This window comes from Streptomyces sp. NPDC043867 (genome assembly GCF_056435845.1).
This window is the reverse complement of the sequence record NZ_JBWKDS010000058.1, coordinates 1-20,696: the sequence shown is the minus strand read 5'-3', so window position 1 is coordinate 20,696 and position 20,696 is coordinate 1. Positions and strand designations below refer to the sequence as shown.

The following is a 20,696-nucleotide window of genomic DNA, read 5'->3' as shown; positions in this document are numbered from 1 at the left end:
GGCCGGGGCGCGCCGTCAGCTGCTGTGAGGGCCCGCCTCGCCGACGGTCCAGGTGAAACGCGGCTGCCTGCGCTCCAGGAAGGCGGCAACCCCTTCCCCGGTGTCGCCGCTGCCGCGCGCCCGGCCGGCCCAGTACGCGTCCCGGTCGGTGCGCCCGTCCGCGAACTCCTTGGCCGCGGCCTGCGTCAGCTGCGAGCGCGTGGCCAGGACGCGGGTGAACTCCGCGACCCGCTTGTCGAGTCCGCCCTCCGGCAGCACCTCGTCCAGCAGTCCCGTGCGCAGCGCCCGCTCCGTGTCGATCAACTCCCCGGAGAACAGCAGGTACTTGGCCGTGGCGGGCCCCACAAGGGAAACCAGCCGCCGGGTGGACGAGGCCGGATAGACGATCCCGAGCTTCGCCGGAGTCACCCCGAACAGCGAGCCCTCCTCCGCGAACCGCAGATCGCACGCCGCCGCGAGCTGGGATCCGCCGCCCACGCAGTACCCGCGCACCGCAGCCAGCGTCGGCTTCGGGAACGCCGCGAGCGCCTCCTCGGCGCGCACGGCGAGCCCCTGCGCCTCGTCGGGCGAAACCCGCAGCGTCGAGATGTCGGCCCCGGCGCAGAACGTCCCGCCCTCGCCCGTCAGCACCAGCGCGTGCACGGCGGGGTCGGCGGCCAGCGCGTCGAGCAGCGGCGGCAGCGCCCGCCACATCCCCGACGTCATGGCGTTGCGCTTGGCCGGGTGGTGGATGACGACGGTGGCGACGCCGTCGGCGACGCCGTGCAGCAGCTGGGGCTCCATGCGGCGGATGCTATCGGGACCGTCACCCCGTCGACCGGGAAGGGGTGCGCCCGCGCCGCAGGGACGAAGGGGACGAGCCCGGCGGCGAACCCGTACAACCCGAATAGTTCCCGAAGGCGGCACAGTCGCGACAGGAACAATCCAGCGACCGACAAGACCGGACACATCCAGTCATAAGACGTCGATACCCGCTGACTTGTGTTCAGTCATCCGGTACGAAGCAGCGCGTTACCAACACTCGACGTGTGGTGACAATCGAGCGCAGGGGTGGCGACCGGACGATGGACGACGGCGGGCGGGTGTCCGGCTCACGCCCGGAAGGCGGCGAGGAAGTGCCGGCCGACCGGAGACCCCCCGGACCGCTGCCGTACGAGGGGGTGTGGCGGTTCACCGCCCCCGCCGTGGACGCCTCGGTCCCGCAGGCCCGGCACGCCGTCCGCGACCTGCTCGTCCGCCAGGGTGTGCCGGTCTCGGAGGACCTGGTCCAGGGACTGCTGCTGATCGTCTCCGAGCTGGTCACCAACGCGGTGCGGCACGCGGCGCTGCTCTCGCCGACCCTCGCCGTGGAGGTCGCGGTGGGCGCCGAGTGGGTGCGGGTCTCGGTCGAGGACAACCACCCCTACCGCCCGACCGCCCTGGAGGCCGACCACGGGCAGACCGGAGGCCGCGGTCTGCTGCTCGTGCGGGAGGTCACCAAAGAGGCGGGCGGCGTCTGCGACGTCGAGCACACGGCGAGCGGCGGCAAGGTGATCTGGGCCGCGCTGCCCCTCAAGCAGACCGCCGGATGACGGACCTCACCAGCCGGCGGACGGGCCCGTGAGCTCGCGCACCGCCGGACGCGCCGCGTCCAGGACCGTCATGAACCACGCGGAGAACGGGTCCCTCGCGTGCCGCTCCGCCAGCTCACCCGCGCTCACGTAGACGGTCGAAGCGACCTCCTGCGGGTCGGGACGCGGCGGGGACTGGACCAGCCCCACGAAGAGGTGGTTGTACTCCTGCTCCACCAGGCCCGACTCCGGGTCCGGGTGGTTGTAGCGGACCGTGCCCGCCTCGCCGAGCAGCGACGGGGACACCCCGAGTTCCTCATGGGTGCGCCGGGCCGCGGCCGCGAAGGGGGACTCGCCCGGATAGGGGTGACCGCAGCACGTGTTGGACCAGACCCCGGGGGAGTGGTACTTGCCGAGGGCGCGCCGCTGGAGCAGCAGCCGGCCGCGCTCGTCGAAGAGGAAGACGGAGAACGCCCGGTGCAGCTGTCCGGGCGGCTGGTGCGCGGCGAGCTTCTCCGCCGTACCGATCGTCGCCCCGTCCTCGTCGACCAGCTCGAGCAAGATCGGTTCAGCGGTGCCGTTCGACGAACTGTGCGTCGCGGTGGCTGGTGTGATCGGCATACCCATCCTTCGCATCGGTCTTCGAGGCCCAAGTCTGCCGTACGAAACCGGCACTCCGGGCACTCACGGCGTCCCCGCATGTCCCCCGGGGGAACCGTCCGCGCCGGGGGGCGTCATGTGTTCGACCGGTACCCCCGCACCGCGATGCGTCAGTGGCAGAGCCGCGCCTCGTGCTCGGCGTGCCCGCTGGGCTCCAGCTGGAAGGTGCAGTGCTCCACGTCGAAGTGGACGCCAAGGCAGCCCTGGAGCTCGTGGAGCATCTTCTCGTGGCCGATGGCGCTGAGGGTGTCGCCGCTGACGACGACATGGGCGGACAGCACCGGCATGCCGGAGGTGATGGTCCAGGCGTGCAGGTCGTGGACGTCCTCGACCCCGGGCAGCGCGAGGATGTGCGCCCGCACCTCCGCCACGTCGACCCCCTTGGGCGCCGCCTCCAGCAGCACGTCGAGCGTTTCGCGCAGCAGCTTCCAGGTACGCGGGACGATCATCAGGCCGATGACGAGCGAGGCGATCGGGTCGGCCGCCTGCCAGCCGGTCGTCAGGATGACGACGGCCGAAATCAGCACGGCGAGCGAGCCCAGCGCGTCCGCGGCGACCTCCAGGAACGCGCCCCGCACGTTGAGGCTCTCCTTCTGGCCCCGCACCAGGAGCGTCAGCGAGATCATGTTCGCGACCAGGCCGATCAGACCGAACACGACGGTCAGCCCGCCCTCGGTGGCGGCGGGCGTCATGAAGCGCTGCACGGCCTCGTACAGGACGTAGCCGCCCACGCCGAGCAGCAGCAGGCAGTTGGCGAGCGCGGCGAGGATCTCGGCGCGCGCCAGCCCGTACGTGCGGTTGCCGCTCGGCGGCAGATTGGCGAAGTGGATGGCGAGCAGCGCCATGCCGAGGCCGAGCGCGTCCGTCGCCATGTGGGCCGCGTCCGCGATGAGCGCGAGCGAATCGGCGAGCGTCCCGCCGACGACCTCCACCACCATCACGGTGAGCGTGATCGACAACGCGACCCGGAGCCTGCCGCGGTACGCCGCCGCCGCCGTCCCGGTGGGCGGCGCGCCGTGCGCGTGTCCGTGGTCGTGCCCTGCCCCCATGAAAGCCGCCCTCCGATGTGTGCGCCGAAAGCCCAGTCAACTACGGGCAGGGGGTATGAGGCAACGCGGCACTGAACACCGTTGTCATACTCCCTGACCTGCGGAAACGTTCCGCAGGTCAGAGCGCCGGACGGTCAGCTCCCCGTGGTCGCCCCCTGGTGCAGCCGCCACCCCTGCCAGGCCGACTCGACCATCTCGCGCACCCCTCGGCGCGCGCTCCAGCCCAGCTCGCGGCCGGCCAGGGCCGCCGAGGCGACGGCGCGCGGGGCGTCGCCGGGACGGCGCGGCTCCACGAGCGCGGGCCGGGTGTCGCCGCTCACCTCGCCGATCAGCGTCAGGAGTTCGCGAACCGAAACACCCTCGCCGCGGCCGACGTTGACCGTCAGGTCTCCCGTGGCACCGCCGGCGAGCCGCCGGGCCGCCGCGAGATGCGCGTCCGCCAGGTCGGCGACGTGGATGTAGTCGCGCACGCACGTGCCGTCCGGCGTCGGGTAGTCGTCGCCGAAGATCCGGGGAGCCTCACCGCGGGTCAGCCGGTCGAAGACCATCGGGATCACGTTGAAGACACCGGTGTCCGCGAGCTCGGGAGTCACCGCCCCCGCCACGTTGAAGTAGCGCAGGCACACGGTCGCCATGCCGTGCGCCCGGCCCGCTGCCCGCACCAGCCACTCCCCGGCGAGCTTCGTCTCGCCGTACGGGCTCATCGGCGCACAGGGGGTGTCCTCGGTGATGAGGTCCACGTCCGGATTTCCGTACACGGCGGCGGACGAGGAGAAGACGAACCGCTCGACGCCCGCCCCGGCGGCCGCCTCCAGCAGCGTCGCGAGACCGCCCACGTTCTCCTGGTAGTAGCGCGTCGGCTGCGCGACGGACTCACCGACCTGCTTGCGCGCCGCCAGATGCACCACACCGGTCACGGCGTGCTCGGCGAGCACCCGCTTCAGCAGCCCGCCGTCCAGCGACGACCCCTGCACCAGCCGGATGTCCCCGGGCAGCCGTCCCGGCACTCCGGCCGACAGGTCGTCCAGGACGACCACGCGCTCCCCGGCCTCCGTCATCGCCCGCGCCACGTGCGCCCCGATGTATCCAGCTCCGCCTGTGATCAGCCATGTCATGGACGCCCACCCTATGCCGGTCCCGTGCCGGCCGCCGGTGCTCCCCGTCCCGCTCGCCGCGATGCGCCCCGTTGCGCCCCGGTGCGCCGGGGACCGAGCGCGATGCCGTGAATGCGCCGGTCTGGGGCCGCGGTTTGTGGCGCGGGCCCCGGATCACCGATGATGATCGCGGCGAGGCGGCCGCCCGTACCGGGTGATCGGGCCGTGAACGGGCGGTGAACGCCCGCTTCCATCCATCCGATAGCCTCAGCCGACATGCCGCCCGCCGCCTCAGGCGCAGGGCCACCCCACCACGCACATGCCCGGCGCGGACGCGTCGGCACCCAGGGAGTGAGTTCGTCTGTCGACCGCCATCCTCACCGGCCAGCCGGTCCCCGGATCGTCGCTCGAAGGCGATCTGCGGACGCTCGGGTTCGACGTGCGGGTCGCCTCGGACGCCGGTGACACCGAGACGCTCCTCGCCCAAGTGCCCGCGAACCAGCGGGTGGCGATCGTCGACTCCCGCTTCGTGGGCCACCTGCACGCGCTGCGCCTCGGCCTCACCGACCCGCGCTTCCCGGCCGCCGCACTGCCCGGCGCCGTCACCGCGCAGCCCGGCGCCCGGCAGGCCCTGACCCGCGCGGTGGCCCGCGAGAGCTCGGCCACGGGCGGCGGCGCCACCGTCGTCGTCGAAGACCTCGCCGACCGCGTCACGGCATCCCTGGACGCCGACGGCGTCCCGGTCCACCGGCCCGAGCTCGGCACGCTCGTCGCCGCCGTCCCCGCCGACCCGCAGGCTCGCAACGAGGCGCGGCAGGCCGTCTCCTGCGTCGACGACGAGGCCGTGCGCCTGCGCACCGCCGTGAAGTCCCGCGACGGGTTCTTCACCACCCACTTCATCAGCCCGTACTCGCGCTACATCGCCCGCTGGTGCGCCCGCCGCGGCCTGACCCCCAACCAGGTCACCACGGCCTCGCTCCTCACCGCGCTGATCGCGGCGGGCTGCGCTGCCACCGGCAGCCGCACCGGCTTCGTCGCCGCGGGCGTGCTCCTCCTCCTCTCCTTCGTCCTCGACTGCACGGACGGGCAGCTCGCCCGCTACTCCCTGCAGTACTCGACGCTCGGCGCCTGGCTCGACGCGACCTTCGACCGCGCCAAGGAGTACGCGTACTACGCGGGCCTCGCCCTCGGCGCGGCCCGCGGCGGGGACGACGTGTGGGCACTCGCCCTGGGCGCCATGGTGCTGCAGACCTGCCGGCACGTCGTCGACTTCTCGTTCAACGAGGCGAACCACGACGCCACCGCCAACACCAGCCCCACCGCCGCCCTCTCCGACAAGCTCGACAGCGTCGGCTGGACGGTGTGGCTGCGCCGGATGATCGTTCTGCCCATCGGCGAGCGCTGGGCCATGATCGCCGTGCTGACGGCACTGACCATCCCCCGCATCACGTTCTACGTCCTGCTCGCAGGCTGCGCGTTCGCGGCGGCGTACACCACGGCCGGCCGCGTCCTGCGCTCGCTCACGCGCAAGGCGCAGCGCACGGACCGCGCCGCCGGGGCGCTCGCCGACCTGACGGATTCCGGCCCGCTCGCCGAGCTGCTGACGCGGCTCACCCGCCGGGTCCCGCTCCGCGGCCCGGCGGTCGTCGCCCTCGTGGCCGGCGTCCTCGTCGTGCTCTGCGCCACACTCGCCCCGTACGGCAGCTGGTGGCCCGTCCTCGGCGCCGCCGGCTACGTACTGCTGTCGCCCGCGGCCCTCCAGCGACCCCTGAAAGGCGCTCTGGACTGGCTGGTTCCGCCGTTCTACCGGGCGGCCGAATACGGCACCGTGCTGGTACTGGCGGTCAAGGCCGACGTGAACGGAGCCCTTCCGGCAGCTTTCGGGCTGGTGGCGGCGGTCGCCTACCATCACTACGACACGGTGTACCGCATCCGCGGCAACGCCGGCGCGCCCCCGCACTGGCTGGTGCGGGCGATCGGCGGGCACGAGGGCAGGACGTTGCTGGTCACCGTCCTGGCCGCGCTGCTCGCCGCCACTGATTTCAAGGTCGCGCTCACGGCTGTCGCCGTGGCCGTGGCACTCGTGGTGCTCTTCGAGAGCATCCGCTTCTGGGTGTCCTCCCATGCACCCGCCGTACACGATGAAGGAGAACCCGCATGATCGGCCTCGTGCTGGCGGCCGGCGCCGGACGCCGTCTTCGCCCCTACACCGACACCCTGCCCAAGGCCCTGGTGCCGGTCGGTCCCGAGGGGAACGAGGACAGCCTCACCGTCCTGGACCTGACCCTCGGCAACTTCGCCGAGATCGGCCTGACCGAGGTCGCGATCATCGTCGGGTACCGCAAGGAGGCCGTCTACGAGCGCCGCGAGGCGCTGGAGCAGAAGTACGGCGTCAAGATCACCCTCATCGACAACGACAAGGCCGAGGAGTGGAACAACGCCTACTCCCTCTGGTGCGGCCGTGACGCCATCAAGCACTCGGTGATCCTCGCCAACGGCGACACCGTGCACCCGGTCTCCGTCGAGAAGACGCTGCTGGCCGCCCGCGGCGACGGCAAGAAGATCATCCTGGCCCTCGACACGGTGAAGTCCCTCGCCGACGAGGAGATGAAGGTCGTCGTCGGCCCCGAGGGCGGCATGACGAAGATCACCAAGCTCATGGACCCGGCCGAGGCCACCGGTGAGTACATCGGCGTCACCCTCATCGAGGGCGAGGCCGCCGACGAGCTCGCGGACGCGCTGAAGACGGTCTTCGAGACGGACCCGCAGCAGTTCTACGAGCACGGCTACCAGGAGCTCGTCAACCGCGGCTTCCGCATCGACGTCGCGCCCATCGGTGACGTCAAGTGGGTCGAGATCGACAACCACGACGACCTCGCCAAGGGACGTGAGATCGCGTGCCAGTACTGACGAGGCTCATCCCCTCGCCGGTCGTCGTCGACATCCGTCCGGGCGCCCTGGACGACCTGGCGAGCGTCCTCGCCGACCAGCGGATCTCGCACTCCGGCAAGCTCGCCGTCGCGATCAGCGGCGGCTCCGGGGCGAAGCTGCGCGAGCGGCTCGCCCCGGCACTGCCGGGCGCGACCTGGTACGAGGTCGGCGGCGGCACCCTGGACGACGCGATCAAGCTCGCGGACGCCATGAAGTCCGGGCACTACGACGCGGTCGTGGGCCTGGGCGGCGGCAAGATCATCGACTGCGCGAAGTTCGCCGCGGCCCGCATCGGCCTCCCGCTGGTCGCCGTCGCCACGAACCTCTCGCACGACGGTCTGTGCTCGCCGGTCGCGACCCTCGACAACGACGCGGGCCGCGGCTCCTACGGTGTGCCGAACCCGATCGCGGTCGTCATCGACCTCGACGTGATCCGTGAGGCCCCGGTCCGCTTCGTGCGCTCCGGCATCGGCGACGCCCTGTCCAACATCTCCGCGGTCGCGGACTGGGAGCTGGCCCACCGGGAGAAGGGCGAGCAGATCGACGGCCTCGCGGCCGCGATGGCCCGCCAGGCGGGCGAGGCCGTACTGCGGCACCCGGGCGGCGTCGGCGACGACGCCTTCCTCCAGGTGCTGGCGGAGGGACTCGTCCTCACCGGGATCTCCATGTCGGTCGCGGGCGACTCCCGCCCGGCCTCCGGCGCCTGCCACGAGATCAACCACGGCTTCGACCTCCTCTTCCCCAAGCGCGCGGCGAGCCACGGCGAGCAGTGCGGCCTCGGCGCGGCCTTCGCGATGCACCTGCGCGGTGCCCGCGACGAGTCCGCCTACATGGCCGAGGTGCTGCGCCGGCACGGACTGCCGGTGACGCCGGAGGAGATCGGCTTCACCGCGGACGAGTTCGTGCGGGTCGTGGAGTTCGCCCCGCAGACCCGGCCCGGCCGCTACACGATCCTCGAACACCTCGACCTGACCACCGACCAGATCAGGGACGCATACGCCGACTATGCAAAAGCCATCGGTAGCTGAGCTCCGCCCGGTCGTGCACCCCCCGGGTGTCAAGGACCGGCGGAGCGGCGAACACTGGGCCGGCCGGCTCTACATGCGCGAGATCTCGCTGCGCATCGACCGGCACCTGGTGAACACCCGGGTCACGCCCAACCAGCTGACCTACCTCATGACCGTCTTCGGCGTCCTCGCCGCCCCGGCCCTGCTGGTGCCGGGGATACCGGGCGCCGTCCTCGGCGTCCTGATGGTCCAGCTGTACCTGCTGTTCGACTGCGTCGACGGCGAGATCGCCCGCTGGCGCAAGCAGTTCTCGATCGCCGGGGTCTACGTGGACCGCGTCGGCGCCTACCTGTGCGACGCCGCGGTCCTGGTCGGCTTCGGTCTGCGCGCCGCCGACCTGTGGGGCTCCGGGCGGATCGACTGGCTGTGGGCCTTCCTCGGCACCCTGGCCGCCCTCGGCGCCATCCTGATCAAGGCCGAGACCGACCTCGTCGGCGTCGCCCGGCACCAGACGGGCAAGCCGCCCGTCCAGGAGTCGGCCTCCGAGCCGCGTTCCTCCGGCATGGCGCTGGCCCGCAGGGCCGCCGCGGCGCTGAAGTTCCACCGGCTCGTCCTCGGGGTCGAGGCCTCCCTGCTCATCCTGGCCCTGGCCGTCCTGGACACGGTCCGGGGCGACCTGTTCTTCTCCCGGCTCGGCGTCGCCGTGCTCGCGGGTATCGCGGTCCTGCAGACCCTGCTGCACCTGGTGTCCATCCTCGCCTCGAGCAGGCTGAAGTGAGCACGCCCATGAAGGTCGGCGCGGTCATCATCACGATGGGCAACCGCCCCGACGAGCTCCGCGCCCTCCTCGACTCGGTCGCCAAGCAGGACGGCGACCCGGTCGAGGTCGTCGTGGTCGGCAACGGCTCGCCCGTCCCGGACGTCCCCGCGGGCGTCCGCACCGTCGAGCTGCCCGAGAACCTCGGCATCCCCGGCGGCCGCAACGTCGGCATCGAGGCCTTCGGCCCCGGCGGCACCGACGTCGACGTCCTGCTCTTCCTGGACGACGACGGCCTCCTGGCCCAGTACGACACCGCAGAACTGTGCCGTCGTGCCTTCGAGGCCGACCCGCGGCTCGGCATCATCAGCTTCCGGATCGCCGACCCCGAGACCGGCGAGACCCAGCGCCGGCACGTGCCCCGGCTGCGCGCCGCCGACCCGATGCGCAGCTCCCGCGTCACCACCTTCCTCGGCGGCGCCAACGCCGTCCGCACGAAGGTCCTGGCCGAAGTCGGCGGGCTCCCGGAGGAGTTCTTCTACGCCCACGAGGAAACCGACCTGGCATGGCGGGCCCTCGACGCGGGCTGGATGATCGACTACCGGTCCGACATGGTGCTGTACCACCCCACGACCGCGCCCTCCCGGCACGCGGTCTACCACCGCATGGTGGCCCGCAACCGCGTCTGGCTGGCCCGCCGCAACCTCCCCGCGCTCCTGGTCCCGGTCTACCTCGGGGTGTGGATGCTCCTGACGCTGGTCCGGCGTCCCTCGGGACCGGCTCTGCGGGCGTGGTTCGGCGGTTTCAAGGAGGGCTGGACCAGCCCGTGCGGACCCCGCCGCCCCATGAAGTGGCGTACGGTGTGGCGGCTGACCCGACTGGGCCGACCTCCCGTCATCTGACAAGCTCGATATCTGAGAGCATTCGGCCCGTACCCGGTCCCTGGCTGGCTGGTGACTGGGCCCGACCAGGCTGCGCACTTTTGAGGACGAAAGTTTCCACTTGTGAGTGAGACAACGCATGACGGCACGGTCGCGGTGAGCGACCGGCCGTCACCCGATGACGGGCTCTCCGCGGGCGAGCTGGCCACCAAGTACGGGCTCGCGGTGAGCGGTGCCCGGCCCGGACTCGTCGAGTACGTCCGCCAGCTCTGGGGACGCCGTCACTTCATCCTCGCCTTCTCGCAGGCGAAGCTCACCGCCCAGTACAGCCAGGCCAAGCTCGGCCAGCTGTGGCAGGTGGCGACTCCACTGCTGAACGCGCTCGTGTACTTCCTGATCTTCGGCCTGATCCTGGAGGCCGACCGCGGGATGTCCCGCGAGGTGTACATCCCGTTCCTGGTGACCGGTGTCTTCGTCTTCACCTTCACCCAGAGCTCGGTGACGGCCGGTGTGCGGGCCATCTCGGGCAACCTCGGCCTGGTGCGGGCGCTGCACTTCCCGCGCGCCGCGCTGCCCGTCTCGTTCTCGCTGCAGCAGCTCCAGCAGCTGCTCTTCTCGATGATCGTGCTGTTCCTGGTGGCGGTCGGCTTCGGCAGCTACCCGCGGCTGTCGTGGCTGCTGATCGTCCCGGTCCTCGTCCTGCAGTTCCTCTTCAACACCGGCCTCGCGATGATCATGGCGCGGATGGGGTCCAAGACCCCCGACCTCGCCCAGCTCATGCCGTTCGTGATGCGCACCTGGATGTACGCGTCCGGCGTCATGTTCTCCATTCCGGAGATGCTGAAGGACAAGCCCGCCTGGATCGCCGACGTCCTCCAGTGGAACCCGGCGGCCATCTACATGGACCTGATGCGCTTCGCGCTGATCGACGGCTACGGCTCCGAGAACCTGCCTCCGCACGTCTGGGCCGTCGCCTGCGGCTGGGCGGTCCTCGTCGCCCTCGGCGGCTTCGTGTACTTCTGGAAGGCGGAAGAGAGGTACGGCCGTGGCTGAGACGAGAACCGACTCCCACATCCCCACCGTCATCGCGGACGAGCTGCACATCGTCTACCGGGTGAACGGCGCCAAGACCGGCAAGGGCAGTGCCACGGCCGCGCTCAGCCGCATCGCCAAGCGCGGCGGTGAGGAGCGCGGGGTGCGCAAGGTGCACGCCGTCAAGGGCGTCTCCTTCACGGCGTACCGCGGCGAGGCGATCGGCCTGATCGGCTCCAACGGCTCCGGGAAGTCCACTCTGCTGCGCGCCATCGCCGGCCTGCTGCCCGCGGAGAAGGGCAAGGTCTACACCGACGGCCAGCCCTCGCTGCTCGGCGTGAACGCGGCGCTGATGAACGACCTGACGGGCGAGCGGAACGTCATCCTGGGCGGGCTCGCGATGGGCATGTCCCGTGAGCAGGTCCGTGAGCGCTATCAGGAGATCGTCGACTTCTCGGGCATCAACGAGAAGGGCGACTTCATCACGCTCCCGATGCGCACGTACTCCTCCGGCATGGCGGCCCGGCTGCGCTTCTCCATCGCGGCCGCCAAGGACCACGACGTCCTGATGATCGACGAGGCGCTGGCCACCGGCGACCGCAAGTTCCAGAAGCGCTCCGAGGCGCGCATCCGGGAACTGCGCAAGCACGCGGGCACGGTGTTCCTGGTCAGCCACAACAACAAGTCGATCCGCGACACCTGCGACCGCGTGCTCTGGCTGGAGCGCGGCGAGCTGCGGATGGACGGACCGACCGAAGAGGTCCTCAAGGAGTACGAGAAGTTCACGGGGAAGTAGCCCGTCGCCTTCTCGCCGCGTACGTCTTCTCGCCCGCGTACGACAGAACCCCGCCGGAGCGTGTCCGGCGGGGTTCTGCCGTGCAACCGGAGCGGCGCGGGCGGTGTCCTGACGGGCAAGGGGCGCGCCGAGGATGGCCCACCGTGCAAAGAGCGGGCCAACTCTCCTTGTTCCAGGGAATCTTGACGCCAATCGGTGTGTTGTTGTGATGTGCGGGACACCCCGGCGAGGCACACCGCGTTGTACAACGTAAGCTGTACCGGTGCTGATTCGCGGCAAGTGGGGCGATACCGCGCGACAACCGACAGGTCGGACCGCGCGCCTGCCGGGCGGCGTGTCCGAAATAGGATGTATTGGGTCGGCAGTGTAGAACGGGAGATGTGACGGCAATGGCTACGGAAACGCGCCGGCTCCGCGATGCATGTGCCGTCCCCGCGCCGGGCGGCGAGCGGTGACCCACGCCGGGACGGCACGAGCCGGCCAGGCGGAGCGCGGCACCCTCGACAAGGCCGCCGACGAGAACTTCCCGGTGGCCCCCTTCTTCCTGCCCAGGGCCTGGCGCGACGACCTGATGGCCGTGTACGGCTTCGCCCGTCTGGTCGACGACATCGGAGACGGCGATCTGGCCCCGGGCGGCGCCGACGCCCGCCTGCTCGGGGTCCCTCCGGAGGCGGCCGGGGACCGGCTGCTCATGCTGGACGCCGTCGAGACCGACCTCCGCCGGGTCTTCGGCGGGACGCCCCGTCACCCCCTGCTGCGCCGGCTCCGGCCCACCGTGCGCCGGGCCGGCCTCACCCCCGAGCCCTTCCTCGGGCTCATCGCGGCCAACCGCCAGGACCAGCAGGTCAAGCGGTACGAGACCTACGACGACCTGCTCGCCTACTGCGAGCTGTCCGCCAACCCGGTCGGCCGCCTCGTCCTGTCCGTCACGGGTACCTCGACCCCCGAGCGCGTCCGCCGTTCCGACGCCGTGTGCACGGCGCTGCAGATCATCGAGCACCTCCAGGACGTCGCCGAGGACCTGGGCCGCGACCGCGTCTACCTGCCCGCCGAGGACATGAGGCGTTTCCATGTCCGGGAGGCGGATCTCGCCGCGCCCACAGCAGGCGCATCGGTGCGCGCACTGGTTGCATACGAAGCAGAACGCGCCCTGCACCTCCTGTATGAAGGCACCCCCCTCGTGGGTAGCGTCCACGGCAGGCTGAGGCTGCTGCTCGCGGGGTTCGTGGCGGGGGGAAGGGCGGCGGTCCGCGCGATCGCCGCCGCCGAATACGACGTACTTCCCGGCCCGCCCAAGCCCGGCAAGCTCCAGTTGCTGCGCGAGGTGGGAGTGACTCTGCGAGGAGAGGGGTGATCCGGAGCGTGGAGTCCGAACAACACGCGTCCGCACCGGTACTCGCCGCATACAGCTACTGCGAGACAGTGACCGGACAGCAGGCCCGCAATTTCGCGTACGGCATCAGGCTTCTGCCGACGCCGAAGCGCCGTGCGATGTCGGCGCTCTACGCGTTCTCGCGGCGGGTCGACGACATCGGCGACGGCGCGCTGGCGCCGGACGTCAAGGCGGCCCGGCTGAAAGACACCAGGGCGCTGCTCACGCGGGTGCGCGAGGGAGCGGTGGAGGAGGACGACACCGACCCCGTGGCGGTCGCCCTCAGCCACACGGCCCGTCACTTCCCGGTCCCGCTCGGCGGCCTCGACGAACTCATCGACGGCGTCCTGATGGACGTACGCGGCGAGACCTACGAGACCTGGGACGACCTGAAGGTCTACTGCCGCTGCGTGGCCGGGGCGATCGGCCGGCTGTCGCTCGGCGTGTTCGGCACCGAGCCGGGGGCGCGCGGCGCCGAGCGGGCGCCCGAGTACGCCGACACCCTCGGGCTCGCGCTGCAACTCACGAACATCCTGCGGGACGTGCGCGAGGACGCCGAGGGCGGGCGTACCTATCTGCCGTCCGACGATCTCGCGAAATTCGGCTGCTCGGCCGGATTCGACGGGCCGACCCCACCGGCCGGCTCCGACTTCGCGGGCCTCGTGCACTTCGAAGTGCGTCGGGCCCGCGCCCTCTTCGCCGAGGGCTACCGGCTGCTGCCGATGCTGGACCGGCGCAGCGGCGCCTGCGTCGCCGCCATGGCCGGCATCTACCGGCGCCTCCTCGACCGTATCGAGCGCGAGCCCGAGGCCGTACTGCGCGGGCGCGTCTCGCTGCCCGGGCGCGAGAAGGCGTACGTCGCAGTGCGCGGCCTGTCCGGCCTCGACGCCCGGCACGTGTCCCGCCGTGCCGGCGGGAGACGCCCCTGATGGACATTCAGCTCCGAGGCGACTCCTCCGGCGAGAAGCGGCACGCAACCCTGCGGCTGTGCGCGGCGTCCCTGACTGCGACGACCGGCGGTGCGGTGTTCGAGCACCGCGGCACGGTCGCGGGGGAGGGGACACGATGACCGACGGGACGCGATCCGAAGGACCGGACGCCGACGCCCCGGGGCTCACCGGGGGCGCGAGCGCCGTGGTGGTCGGCGGCGGGCTCGCCGGGATCACGGCCGCGCTCGCGCTCGCCGACGCCGGGGTGCGGGTGACCGTGCTCGAAGGCCGGCCGCGCCTGGGCGGACTGGCCTTCTCCTTCCAGCGCGGCGCACTGACCGTCGACAACGGCCAGCACGTGTATCTGCGCTGCTGCACCGCCTACCGCTGGTTCCTCGACCGCATCGACGCCACCGCTCTCGCACCCGTGCAGAAGCGTCTCGACGTGCCCGTCCTCGACGCCGGGGGCCGGCCGGGACGACGGCTGGGCAGGATCGGTCGCACGGCCCTGCCCGTGCCCCTGCATCTCGCGAGGAGCCTCGCCACCTACCCCCACCTCTCGCTCGCCGAGCGGGCCAAGGCCGGACGGGCCGCGCTGGCACTCAAGGGGCTCGACCCGGCCGACCCCGCCCTCGACGCGCAGGACTTCGGCACCTGGCTGGCCCGGCACGGCCAGTCGGCGCGCGCCGTCGAAGCGCTGTGGGACCTCGTGGGCATCGCCACCCTCAACGCCGTGGCCGGCGACGCGTCGCTCCAGCTCGCCGCGATGGTGTTCAAGACCGGCCTGCTGTCCGATCCGGGCGCGGCCGACATCGGCTGGGCGCGTGTCCCGCTGGGCGAACTGCACGACCGGCTCGCCCGCAAGGCGCTCGAGTCCGCCGGCGTGCGCACCGAGGTCCGTACCCGCGTCTCCGCCATCTCCCGCAACGCGGACGGGCGTTGGAGCGTCCAGCTGCCCGGGGGGAGCGTCGACGCCGACGCGGTCGTCCTCGCCGTGCCGCAGCGCGAGGCCCACGACCTGCTGCCGGAGGGCGCGCTGGACGAGCCCGGGCGGCTGCTCGAGATCGGCACCGCGCCGATCCTCAACATCCACGTGGTCTACGACCGGAAGGTGCTCCGCCGGCCCTTCTTCGCGGCGATCGGCTCCCCGGTGCAGTGGGTCTTCGACCGCACCGAGGCGTCCGGCCTCGCCGACGGGCAGTACCTGGCCCTCTCGCAGTCGGCCGCCCAGGACGAGATCGACGAGCCCGTCGCCGCCCTGCGCGCCCGGTACCTGCTGGAGCTGGAGCGCCTGCTGCCCGGTACCCGCGGCGCCGGGGTGCAGGACTTCTTCGTGACCCGGGAGCGCACCGCGACGTTCGCTCCCGGCCCCGGTGTCGGGCGCCTGCGGCCCGGCGCCCGCACCAAGGCCCCCGGCCTGTACCTGGCCGGAGCGTGGACCGCCACCGGGTGGCCCGCGACGATGGAGAGCGCGGTCCGCAGCGGCGTCAGTGCGGCGGGCGCCGCGCTGGGCGCCCTGGGCCGGCCCCGCGATCACCTCTTCGAACTCTTCGAGGAGGCGGCGTGACGCTCGATCTGCACGGGTCCGGGCCCCGCACCCCCGGTACCGCAACAAGAGGAGAGACTGTGCCCACTGTGCCCCCGGCCGAAGCGGCTGCCGAGGCGGTGGACGTGACCGCGCTGCTGGAGCGCGGCCGGACCCTGGCCACCCCGGTGCTGCGTGCGGCGGTCGACCGTCTGGCATCGCCCATGGACACCGTCGCCGCCTACCACTTCGGCTGGATCGACGCCGAGGGCAACCCCGCCGACGGCGACGGCGGCAAGGCCGTGCGCCCCGCCCTCGCCCTGCTGTCCGCCCAGGCCGCCGGTGCCGCGCCCGAGGTGGGCGTGCCGGGCGCCGTGGCCGTCGAGCTGGTGCACAACTTCTCGCTGCTGCACGACGACCTGATGGACGGCGACGAGCAGCGCAGGCACCGCGACACCGTCTGGAAGGTGCACGGGCCCGCCCAGGCCATCCTCGTCGGTGACGCACTGTTCGCCCTGGCCAACGAGATCCTGCTGGAACTCGGCACCGTCGAGGCGGGCCGGGCCACCCGGCGCCTGACCTCGGCTACCCGCGCCCTGATCGACGGCCAGGCCCAGGACATCTCCTACGAGCACCGCGAGCGGGTCACCGTCGAGGAGTGCCTGGAGATGGAGGGCAACAAGACGGGCGCCCTGCTCGCCTGCGCCTGCTCCATCGGCGCGGTGCTCGGCGGCGCCGACGACCGTACCGCCGACACCCTGGAGAAGTACGGCTACCACCTCGGGCTCGCCTTCCAGGCCGTCGACGACCTCCTCGGCATCTGGGGCGACCCGGAGGCCACCGGCAAGCAGACCTGGAGCGACCTGCGCCAGCGCAAGAAGTCGCTGCCCGTGGTGGCCGCGCTCGCCGCGGGCGGCGACGCCTCCGAGCGGCTCGGGGAGCTGCTCGCGGCCGACGCCAAGAGCAGCGACTTCGAGAACTTCTCGGAGGAGGAGTTCGCCGCGCGAGCCGCGCTCATCGAGCAGGCCGGCGGCCGGGAGTGGACCGCCCAGGAGGCGCGTCGCCAGCACACCATCGCCATCGGGGCCCTGGACACCGTCCGGATGCCGGACCAGGTGCGGGCCCAGTTCGTGGCGCTCGCCGACTTCGTCGTCGTACGGAAGAGATGATCACTATCGGTCGAATAAACCTCGCGTAGTCGCCGGCCGGTGCCGCGGGAGAAGGCGCACCGGCCGACGGCGGACCCACAGCAGAGACATGCCACTGCACGAAGGGGAAGCCATGACAGCGACGACCGACGGAAGCACCGGGGCACTGCCGCCCCGCGCTGCCTCGGCCAGCGAAACTCAGCTCGACGCCCCGGAGGCGGCAGGGGTTCAGGATGCCGCCGCGCGTGCGATGCAACGCGCCGCCGACCACCTGCTCGCGCGGCAGGACGCCCAGGGCTGGTGGAAGGGCGACCTCGAGACGAACGTCACGATGGACGCCGAGGACCTGCTGCTCCGCCAGTTCCTCGGCATCCTCGACGAGCGGACCGCGCGCGCCGCCGCGCTGTTCATCCGCGGCGAGCAGCGCGAGGACGGCACCTGGGCCACGTTCTACGGCGGCCCGGGCGAACTCTCCACCACCATCGAGGCGTACGTCGCCCTGCGCCTGGCCGGGGACAGCCCCGATGCGCCGCACATGGCGCGGGCGTCCGCCTGGATCCGGGACAAGGGCGGGATGGCCTCGGCCCGGGTCTTCACCCGGATCTGGCTGGCCCTCTTCGGCTGGTGGAAGTGGGAGGACCTGCCCGAACTGCCGCCCGAGCTCATCTACTTCCCGAAGTGGATGCCGCTCAACATCTACGACTTCGGGTGCTGGGCACGACAGACCATCGTGCCGCTCACCATCGTCTCGGCCAAGCGTCCGGTGCGGCCCGCGCCGTTCCCGCTCGACGAGCTGCACGTCGACCCGCGGAACCCCAACCCCGTCGGTCCCTTCGCCCCCGTGGCGAGTTGGGACGGTGTCTTCCAGCGCCTCGACCGGGCCCTGCACCTCTACCGCAGGGTCGCGCCGCGCCGGCTGCGCAGGGCCGCGATGAACACGGCAGCCCGCTGGATCATCGAGCGGCAGGAGAACGACGGCTGCTGGGGAGGCATCCAGCCGCCCGCCGTGTACTCGATCATCGCGCTGCACCTCCTCGGCTACGACCTCGAACACCCGGTCACGCGTGCGGGACTGGAGTCGCTGGACCGGTTCACCGTCTGGCGCGAGGACGGGGCACGGATGGTCGAGGCCTGTCAGTCGCCGGTGTGGGACACCTGCCTGGCCACCATCGCGCTCGCCGACGCGGGCCTGCCCGCCGATCACCCCCAGCTGGTCAGGGCAGCGGACTGGATGCTCGGGGAGGAGATCGTCCGGCCCGGCGACTGGTCCGTGCAGCGTCCCCAACTGCCGCCCGGTGGCTGGGCGTTCGAGTTCCACAACGACAACTACCCCGACATCGACGACACCGCGGAGGTGGTCCTCGCGCTGCGCCGGGTCAGGCACCACGACCCGGAGCGGATCGAGAAGGCGATCGGGCGCGGGGTGCGCTGGACCCTCGGCATGCAGTCGAAGAACGGGGCCTGGGGCGCGTTCGACGTCGACAACACCAGCACCCTCCCCAACCGGCTGCCGTTCTGCGACTTCGGCGAGGTGATCGACCCGCCGTCCGCGGACGTCACCGCGCACGTCGTGGAGATGCTCGCCGCGGAAGGGCTCTCGCACGACCCGCGCACCCGCCGCGGCATCGAGTGGCTGCTCGCCGAACAGGAGCCGAACGGCGCCTGGTTCGGCCGCTGGGGCGTCAACTACGTCTACGGCACAGGGTCGGTGGTCCCGGCGCTCGTCGCCGCCGGACTGCCCGCCGCGCATCCGGCGATCCGCCGGGCCGTCGCCTGGCTGGAGACCGTCCAGAACGAGGACGGCGGTTGGGGCGAGGACCTGCGCTCCTACGACGACGCCGCCGAATGGGGCGGCCGCGGCGCCTCGACCGCCTCCCAGACCGGGTGGGCGCTGCTCGCGCTGCTCGCGGCGGGGGAGCGGGAGTCCACGACCGTCGAGCGGGCGGTCGAGTGGCTCGCGCGGACCCAGCGGGAGGACGGCTCCTGGGACGAGCCCTATTTCACCGGCACCGGATTCCCCTGGGACTTCTCGATCAACTACCACCTCTACCGGCAGGTGTTCCCGCTCACCGCGCTCGGCCGGTACGTGCACGGCGAGCCGTTCGGCAGGATCAAGGGGGGTGGATGAGCGCCAGGCCCACCCCGGCACCGCTGCTGATCGCCTGCGCGCTCGGCATCGAGCACCTCGCCCTGCGCAGCGGAGACCGGGCCGGCGCCGACGGGCCCGTCACCGTGCTGCGTACGGGCATGGGGCCGAAGGCCGCCGAGCGCGCGGTCGGCAGGGTGCTAGCGGACCTGGCGCTGCACGACGCGGCCGTCCTGGCCACCGGGTTCTGCGCCGGCCTCGCTCCCGGGATGCACCCCGGCGATCTGGTCGTCGCCGAGGAGACCCGGGACCCGCGCGGCGCCACCCCGTGCGTGGGCACCGACCTGCTCGTCAAGGAACTGGCGCGCACCCTGCCCGGGCGCACCGTCCACCGGGGTCCGCTCACCGGCTCCGACCACGTCGTCCGCGGCCCCGAACGGCCGGCCCTGCTCGCGACCGGCGCTCTCGCCGTCGACATGGAATCGGCGGCCACGCTGTACGGCGCCGTCCGTGCGGGCGCGCGCCCGGTTGCGGCCGTACGGGTGGTCGTGGACGCTCCGGAACATGAACTCGTCCGTATCGGCACGGTCCGCGGTGGAATATCGGCGTTCCGTGTTCTTCGTTCAGTACTTCCCGCTTTTTTCGAATGGCACCGTTCTTTGCTGCTCCCTCGGAGGTAGAGCCAGATGGCCATGCCGCTTCGCCAGTCCATGAAAGTCGCCGCATATCTCTTTGAACAGAAGCTCAGGAAGCGGGACAAGTTCGCGCTGCTCGTCGAACTGGAGCCGCTCTTCGCGTGCAATCTCGCCTGTGAGGGCTGCGGCAAGATCCAGCATCCGGCGGGCGTGCTCAAGCAGCGGATGCCCGTGGCCCAGGCGGTGGGCGCGGTGCTGGAGTCGGGCGCGCCCATGGTGTCCATCGCTGGCGGCGAACCGCTGATGCACCCGCAGATCGACGAGATCGTGCGGCAGTTGGTGGCCAGGAAGAAATTCGTCTTCCTCTGCACCAACGCGATGCTCATGCGCAAGAAGATGGACAAGTTCACGCCCTCCCCCTATTTCGCGTGGGCCGTGCACATCGACGGGCTGCGTGAGCGCCACGACGCCTCGGTGGCGAAGGAGGGTGTCTTCGACGAGGCGGTCGAGGCCATCAGGGAGGCCAAGCGCCGCGGTTTCCGGGTCACCACGAACTCGACGTTCTTCAACACGGACACCCCGCAGACGATCGTCGAGGTGCTGAACTTCCTCAACGACGACCTGAAGGTGGACGAGATGATGCTCTCGCCCGCCTACGCCTACGAGAAGGCTCCCGACCAGGAGCACTTCCTCGGGGTCCAGCAGACCCGGGAGCTGTTCAAGAAGGCTTTCGCGGGCGGCAACCGGCGCCGGTGGCGGCTGAACCAGAGCCCGCTCTTCCTGGACTTCCTGGAGGGCAAGGTCGACTTCCCGTGCACCGCCTGGGCGATCCCGAGCTACTCGCTCTTCGGCTGGCAGCGGCCCTGCTACCTGATGAACGACGGGTACGTGCAGACGTACCGGCAGCTTCTGGAGGAGACCGACTGGGACTCCTACGGCCGCGGCAAGGACGACCGGTGCGCGAACTGCATGGCGCACTGCGGCTACGAGCCCACCGCCGTCCTCGCGACCATGGGATCGCTCAAGGAATCGATCCGCGCCGCCCGGGAGACCTTCACGGAGAGCCGTGGGTGATGCCATGACCGCCGTTTCCCTGGGCCTGCCCGAGGTGCCGGTCCGGCCGATCGCGCAACGCCGTGTCTCACGGCGGATCCAGGTCGGAACCGTGGCCGTGGGTGGAGACGCACCCGTCTCGGTGCAGTCGATGACGACGACGCGTACGTCGGATGTCGGGGCGACGTTGC

General features: G+C 71.6%; 21 protein-coding genes. 17 read left to right on the top strand and 4 right to left on the bottom strand.

Going from position 1 to position 20,696, the window contains the following annotated elements:
* Positions 1 to 15: 15 nt before the first annotated feature.
* Complete coding sequence (locus AC069T_RS35665; protein WP_478786686.1) at positions 16 to 783, bottom strand: enoyl-CoA hydratase/isomerase family protein; 768 nt, start codon at positions 781 to 783, stop codon at positions 16 to 18.
* 281 nt (positions 784 to 1,064) lie between these two features.
* Here AC069T_RS35665 and AC069T_RS35660 point away from each other — a divergent pair, with 281 nt between their 5' ends.
* Complete coding sequence (locus tag AC069T_RS35660) at positions 1,065 to 1,571, top strand: ATP-binding protein (protein WP_478786700.1); 507 nt, start codon at positions 1,065 to 1,067, stop codon at positions 1,569 to 1,571.
* 6 nt (positions 1,572 to 1,577) lie between these two features.
* On the opposite strand, the gene idi is transcribed toward AC069T_RS35660, so the two are convergent.
* The 3 genes from idi to galE form a co-directional block, all read right to left on the bottom strand.
* Positions 1,578 to 2,171 (bottom strand): isopentenyl-diphosphate Delta-isomerase, encoded by a 594-nt coding sequence (gene idi, locus AC069T_RS35655; RefSeq protein ID WP_478786685.1) that lies wholly within the window; start codon positions 2,169 to 2,171, stop codon positions 1,578 to 1,580.
* Between the two features lie 149 nt (positions 2,172 to 2,320).
* Positions 2,321 to 3,259, bottom strand: coding sequence for a cation diffusion facilitator family transporter (locus AC069T_RS35650; protein ID WP_478786684.1), 939 nt, complete (start codon positions 3,257 to 3,259; stop codon positions 2,321 to 2,323).
* A 134-nt stretch (positions 3,260 to 3,393) separates the two neighbouring features.
* Complete coding sequence (gene galE / locus AC069T_RS35645) at positions 3,394 to 4,374, bottom strand: UDP-glucose 4-epimerase GalE (protein ID WP_478786683.1); 981 nt, start codon at positions 4,372 to 4,374, stop codon at positions 3,394 to 3,396.
* Positions 4,375 to 4,714: 340 nt separating this feature from the next.
* Here galE and AC069T_RS35640 point away from each other — a divergent pair, with 340 nt between their 5' ends.
* From AC069T_RS35640 to AC069T_RS35565, 16 genes are all read left to right on the top strand, one after another.
* Positions 4,715 to 6,514 (top strand): DUF5941 domain-containing protein, encoded by a 1,800-nt coding sequence (locus AC069T_RS35640; RefSeq protein ID WP_478786699.1) that lies wholly within the window; start codon positions 4,715 to 4,717, stop codon positions 6,512 to 6,514.
* On the top strand, positions 6,511 to 7,263 hold the full coding sequence (locus tag AC069T_RS35635) for a phosphocholine cytidylyltransferase family protein (RefSeq protein ID WP_046913553.1): 753 nt from the start codon (positions 6,511 to 6,513) through the stop codon (positions 7,261 to 7,263). Before AC069T_RS35640 ends, AC069T_RS35635 begins: the two co-directional genes overlap by 4 nt.
* Complete coding sequence (locus AC069T_RS35630; protein ID WP_478786682.1) at positions 7,251 to 8,312, top strand: iron-containing alcohol dehydrogenase family protein; 1,062 nt, start codon at positions 7,251 to 7,253, stop codon at positions 8,310 to 8,312. Before AC069T_RS35635 ends, AC069T_RS35630 begins: the two co-directional genes overlap by 13 nt.
* A complete protein-coding gene (locus tag AC069T_RS35625) occupies positions 8,290 to 9,069 on the top strand; it encodes a CDP-alcohol phosphatidyltransferase family protein (protein WP_476754909.1) in 780 nt (259 codons plus the stop codon). Before AC069T_RS35630 ends, AC069T_RS35625 begins: the two co-directional genes overlap by 23 nt.
* Entirely contained in the window at positions 9,066 to 9,950 is an 885-nt protein-coding gene (locus AC069T_RS35620; protein ID WP_478786681.1) for a glycosyltransferase family 2 protein, read from the top strand. Before AC069T_RS35625 ends, AC069T_RS35620 begins: the two co-directional genes overlap by 4 nt.
* 102 nt (positions 9,951 to 10,052) lie before the next feature.
* A complete protein-coding gene (locus tag AC069T_RS35615; protein WP_478786680.1) occupies positions 10,053 to 10,982 on the top strand; it encodes an ABC transporter permease in 930 nt (309 codons plus the stop codon).
* Positions 10,975 to 11,757: an ABC transporter ATP-binding protein gene (locus AC069T_RS35610; protein ID WP_478786679.1), complete on the top strand. Its 783-nt coding sequence runs from the start codon at positions 10,975 to 10,977 to the stop codon at positions 11,755 to 11,757. Before AC069T_RS35615 ends, AC069T_RS35610 begins: the two co-directional genes overlap by 8 nt.
* A gap of 421 nt (positions 11,758 to 12,178) precedes the next feature.
* The gene (gene hpnC / locus AC069T_RS35605; protein WP_478786678.1) at positions 12,179 to 13,111 is read left to right on the top strand and encodes a squalene synthase HpnC; all 933 of its coding nucleotides are present in this window, start codon (positions 12,179 to 12,181) and stop codon (positions 13,109 to 13,111) included.
* Positions 13,108 to 14,058 carry a presqualene diphosphate synthase HpnD gene (gene hpnD / locus AC069T_RS35600; RefSeq protein WP_478786677.1) on the top strand — a complete coding sequence of 317 codons (951 nt, stop codon included), beginning with the start codon at positions 13,108 to 13,110 and terminating at the stop codon, positions 14,056 to 14,058. Before hpnC ends, hpnD begins: the two co-directional genes overlap by 4 nt.
* On the top strand, positions 14,058 to 14,198 hold the full coding sequence (locus AC069T_RS35595; protein WP_478786676.1) for a DUF6380 family protein: 141 nt from the start codon (positions 14,058 to 14,060) through the stop codon (positions 14,196 to 14,198). The genes hpnD and AC069T_RS35595 overlap by 1 nt, the downstream gene beginning before the upstream one ends.
* Positions 14,195 to 15,625, top strand: a complete 1,431-nt coding sequence (gene hpnE / locus AC069T_RS35590) for a hydroxysqualene dehydroxylase HpnE (RefSeq protein ID WP_478786675.1) — start codon at positions 14,195 to 14,197, stop codon at positions 15,623 to 15,625. The genes AC069T_RS35595 and hpnE overlap by 4 nt, the downstream gene beginning before the upstream one ends.
* A complete protein-coding gene (locus AC069T_RS35585; protein WP_478786674.1) occupies positions 15,622 to 16,752 on the top strand; it encodes a polyprenyl synthetase family protein in 1,131 nt (376 codons plus the stop codon). Before hpnE ends, AC069T_RS35585 begins: the two co-directional genes overlap by 4 nt.
* Before the next feature lie 112 nt (positions 16,753 to 16,864).
* On the top strand, positions 16,865 to 18,859 hold the full coding sequence (shc, locus tag AC069T_RS35580; protein WP_478786673.1) for a squalene--hopene cyclase: 1,995 nt from the start codon (positions 16,865 to 16,867) through the stop codon (positions 18,857 to 18,859).
* The gene (locus tag AC069T_RS35575; protein WP_478786672.1) at positions 18,856 to 19,497 is read left to right on the top strand and encodes a phosphorylase family protein; all 642 of its coding nucleotides are present in this window, start codon (positions 18,856 to 18,858) and stop codon (positions 19,495 to 19,497) included. The genes shc and AC069T_RS35575 overlap by 4 nt, the downstream gene beginning before the upstream one ends.
* 6 nt (positions 19,498 to 19,503) lie before the next feature.
* Complete coding sequence (gene hpnH, locus AC069T_RS35570; protein WP_478786671.1) at positions 19,504 to 20,526, top strand: adenosyl-hopene transferase HpnH; 1,023 nt, start codon at positions 19,504 to 19,506, stop codon at positions 20,524 to 20,526.
* Between the two features lie 4 nt (positions 20,527 to 20,530).
* The coding region (locus AC069T_RS35565; RefSeq protein ID WP_478786698.1) for a flavodoxin-dependent (E)-4-hydroxy-3-methylbut-2-enyl-diphosphate synthase at positions 20,531 to 20,696 on the top strand (166 nt) is incomplete at its 3' end.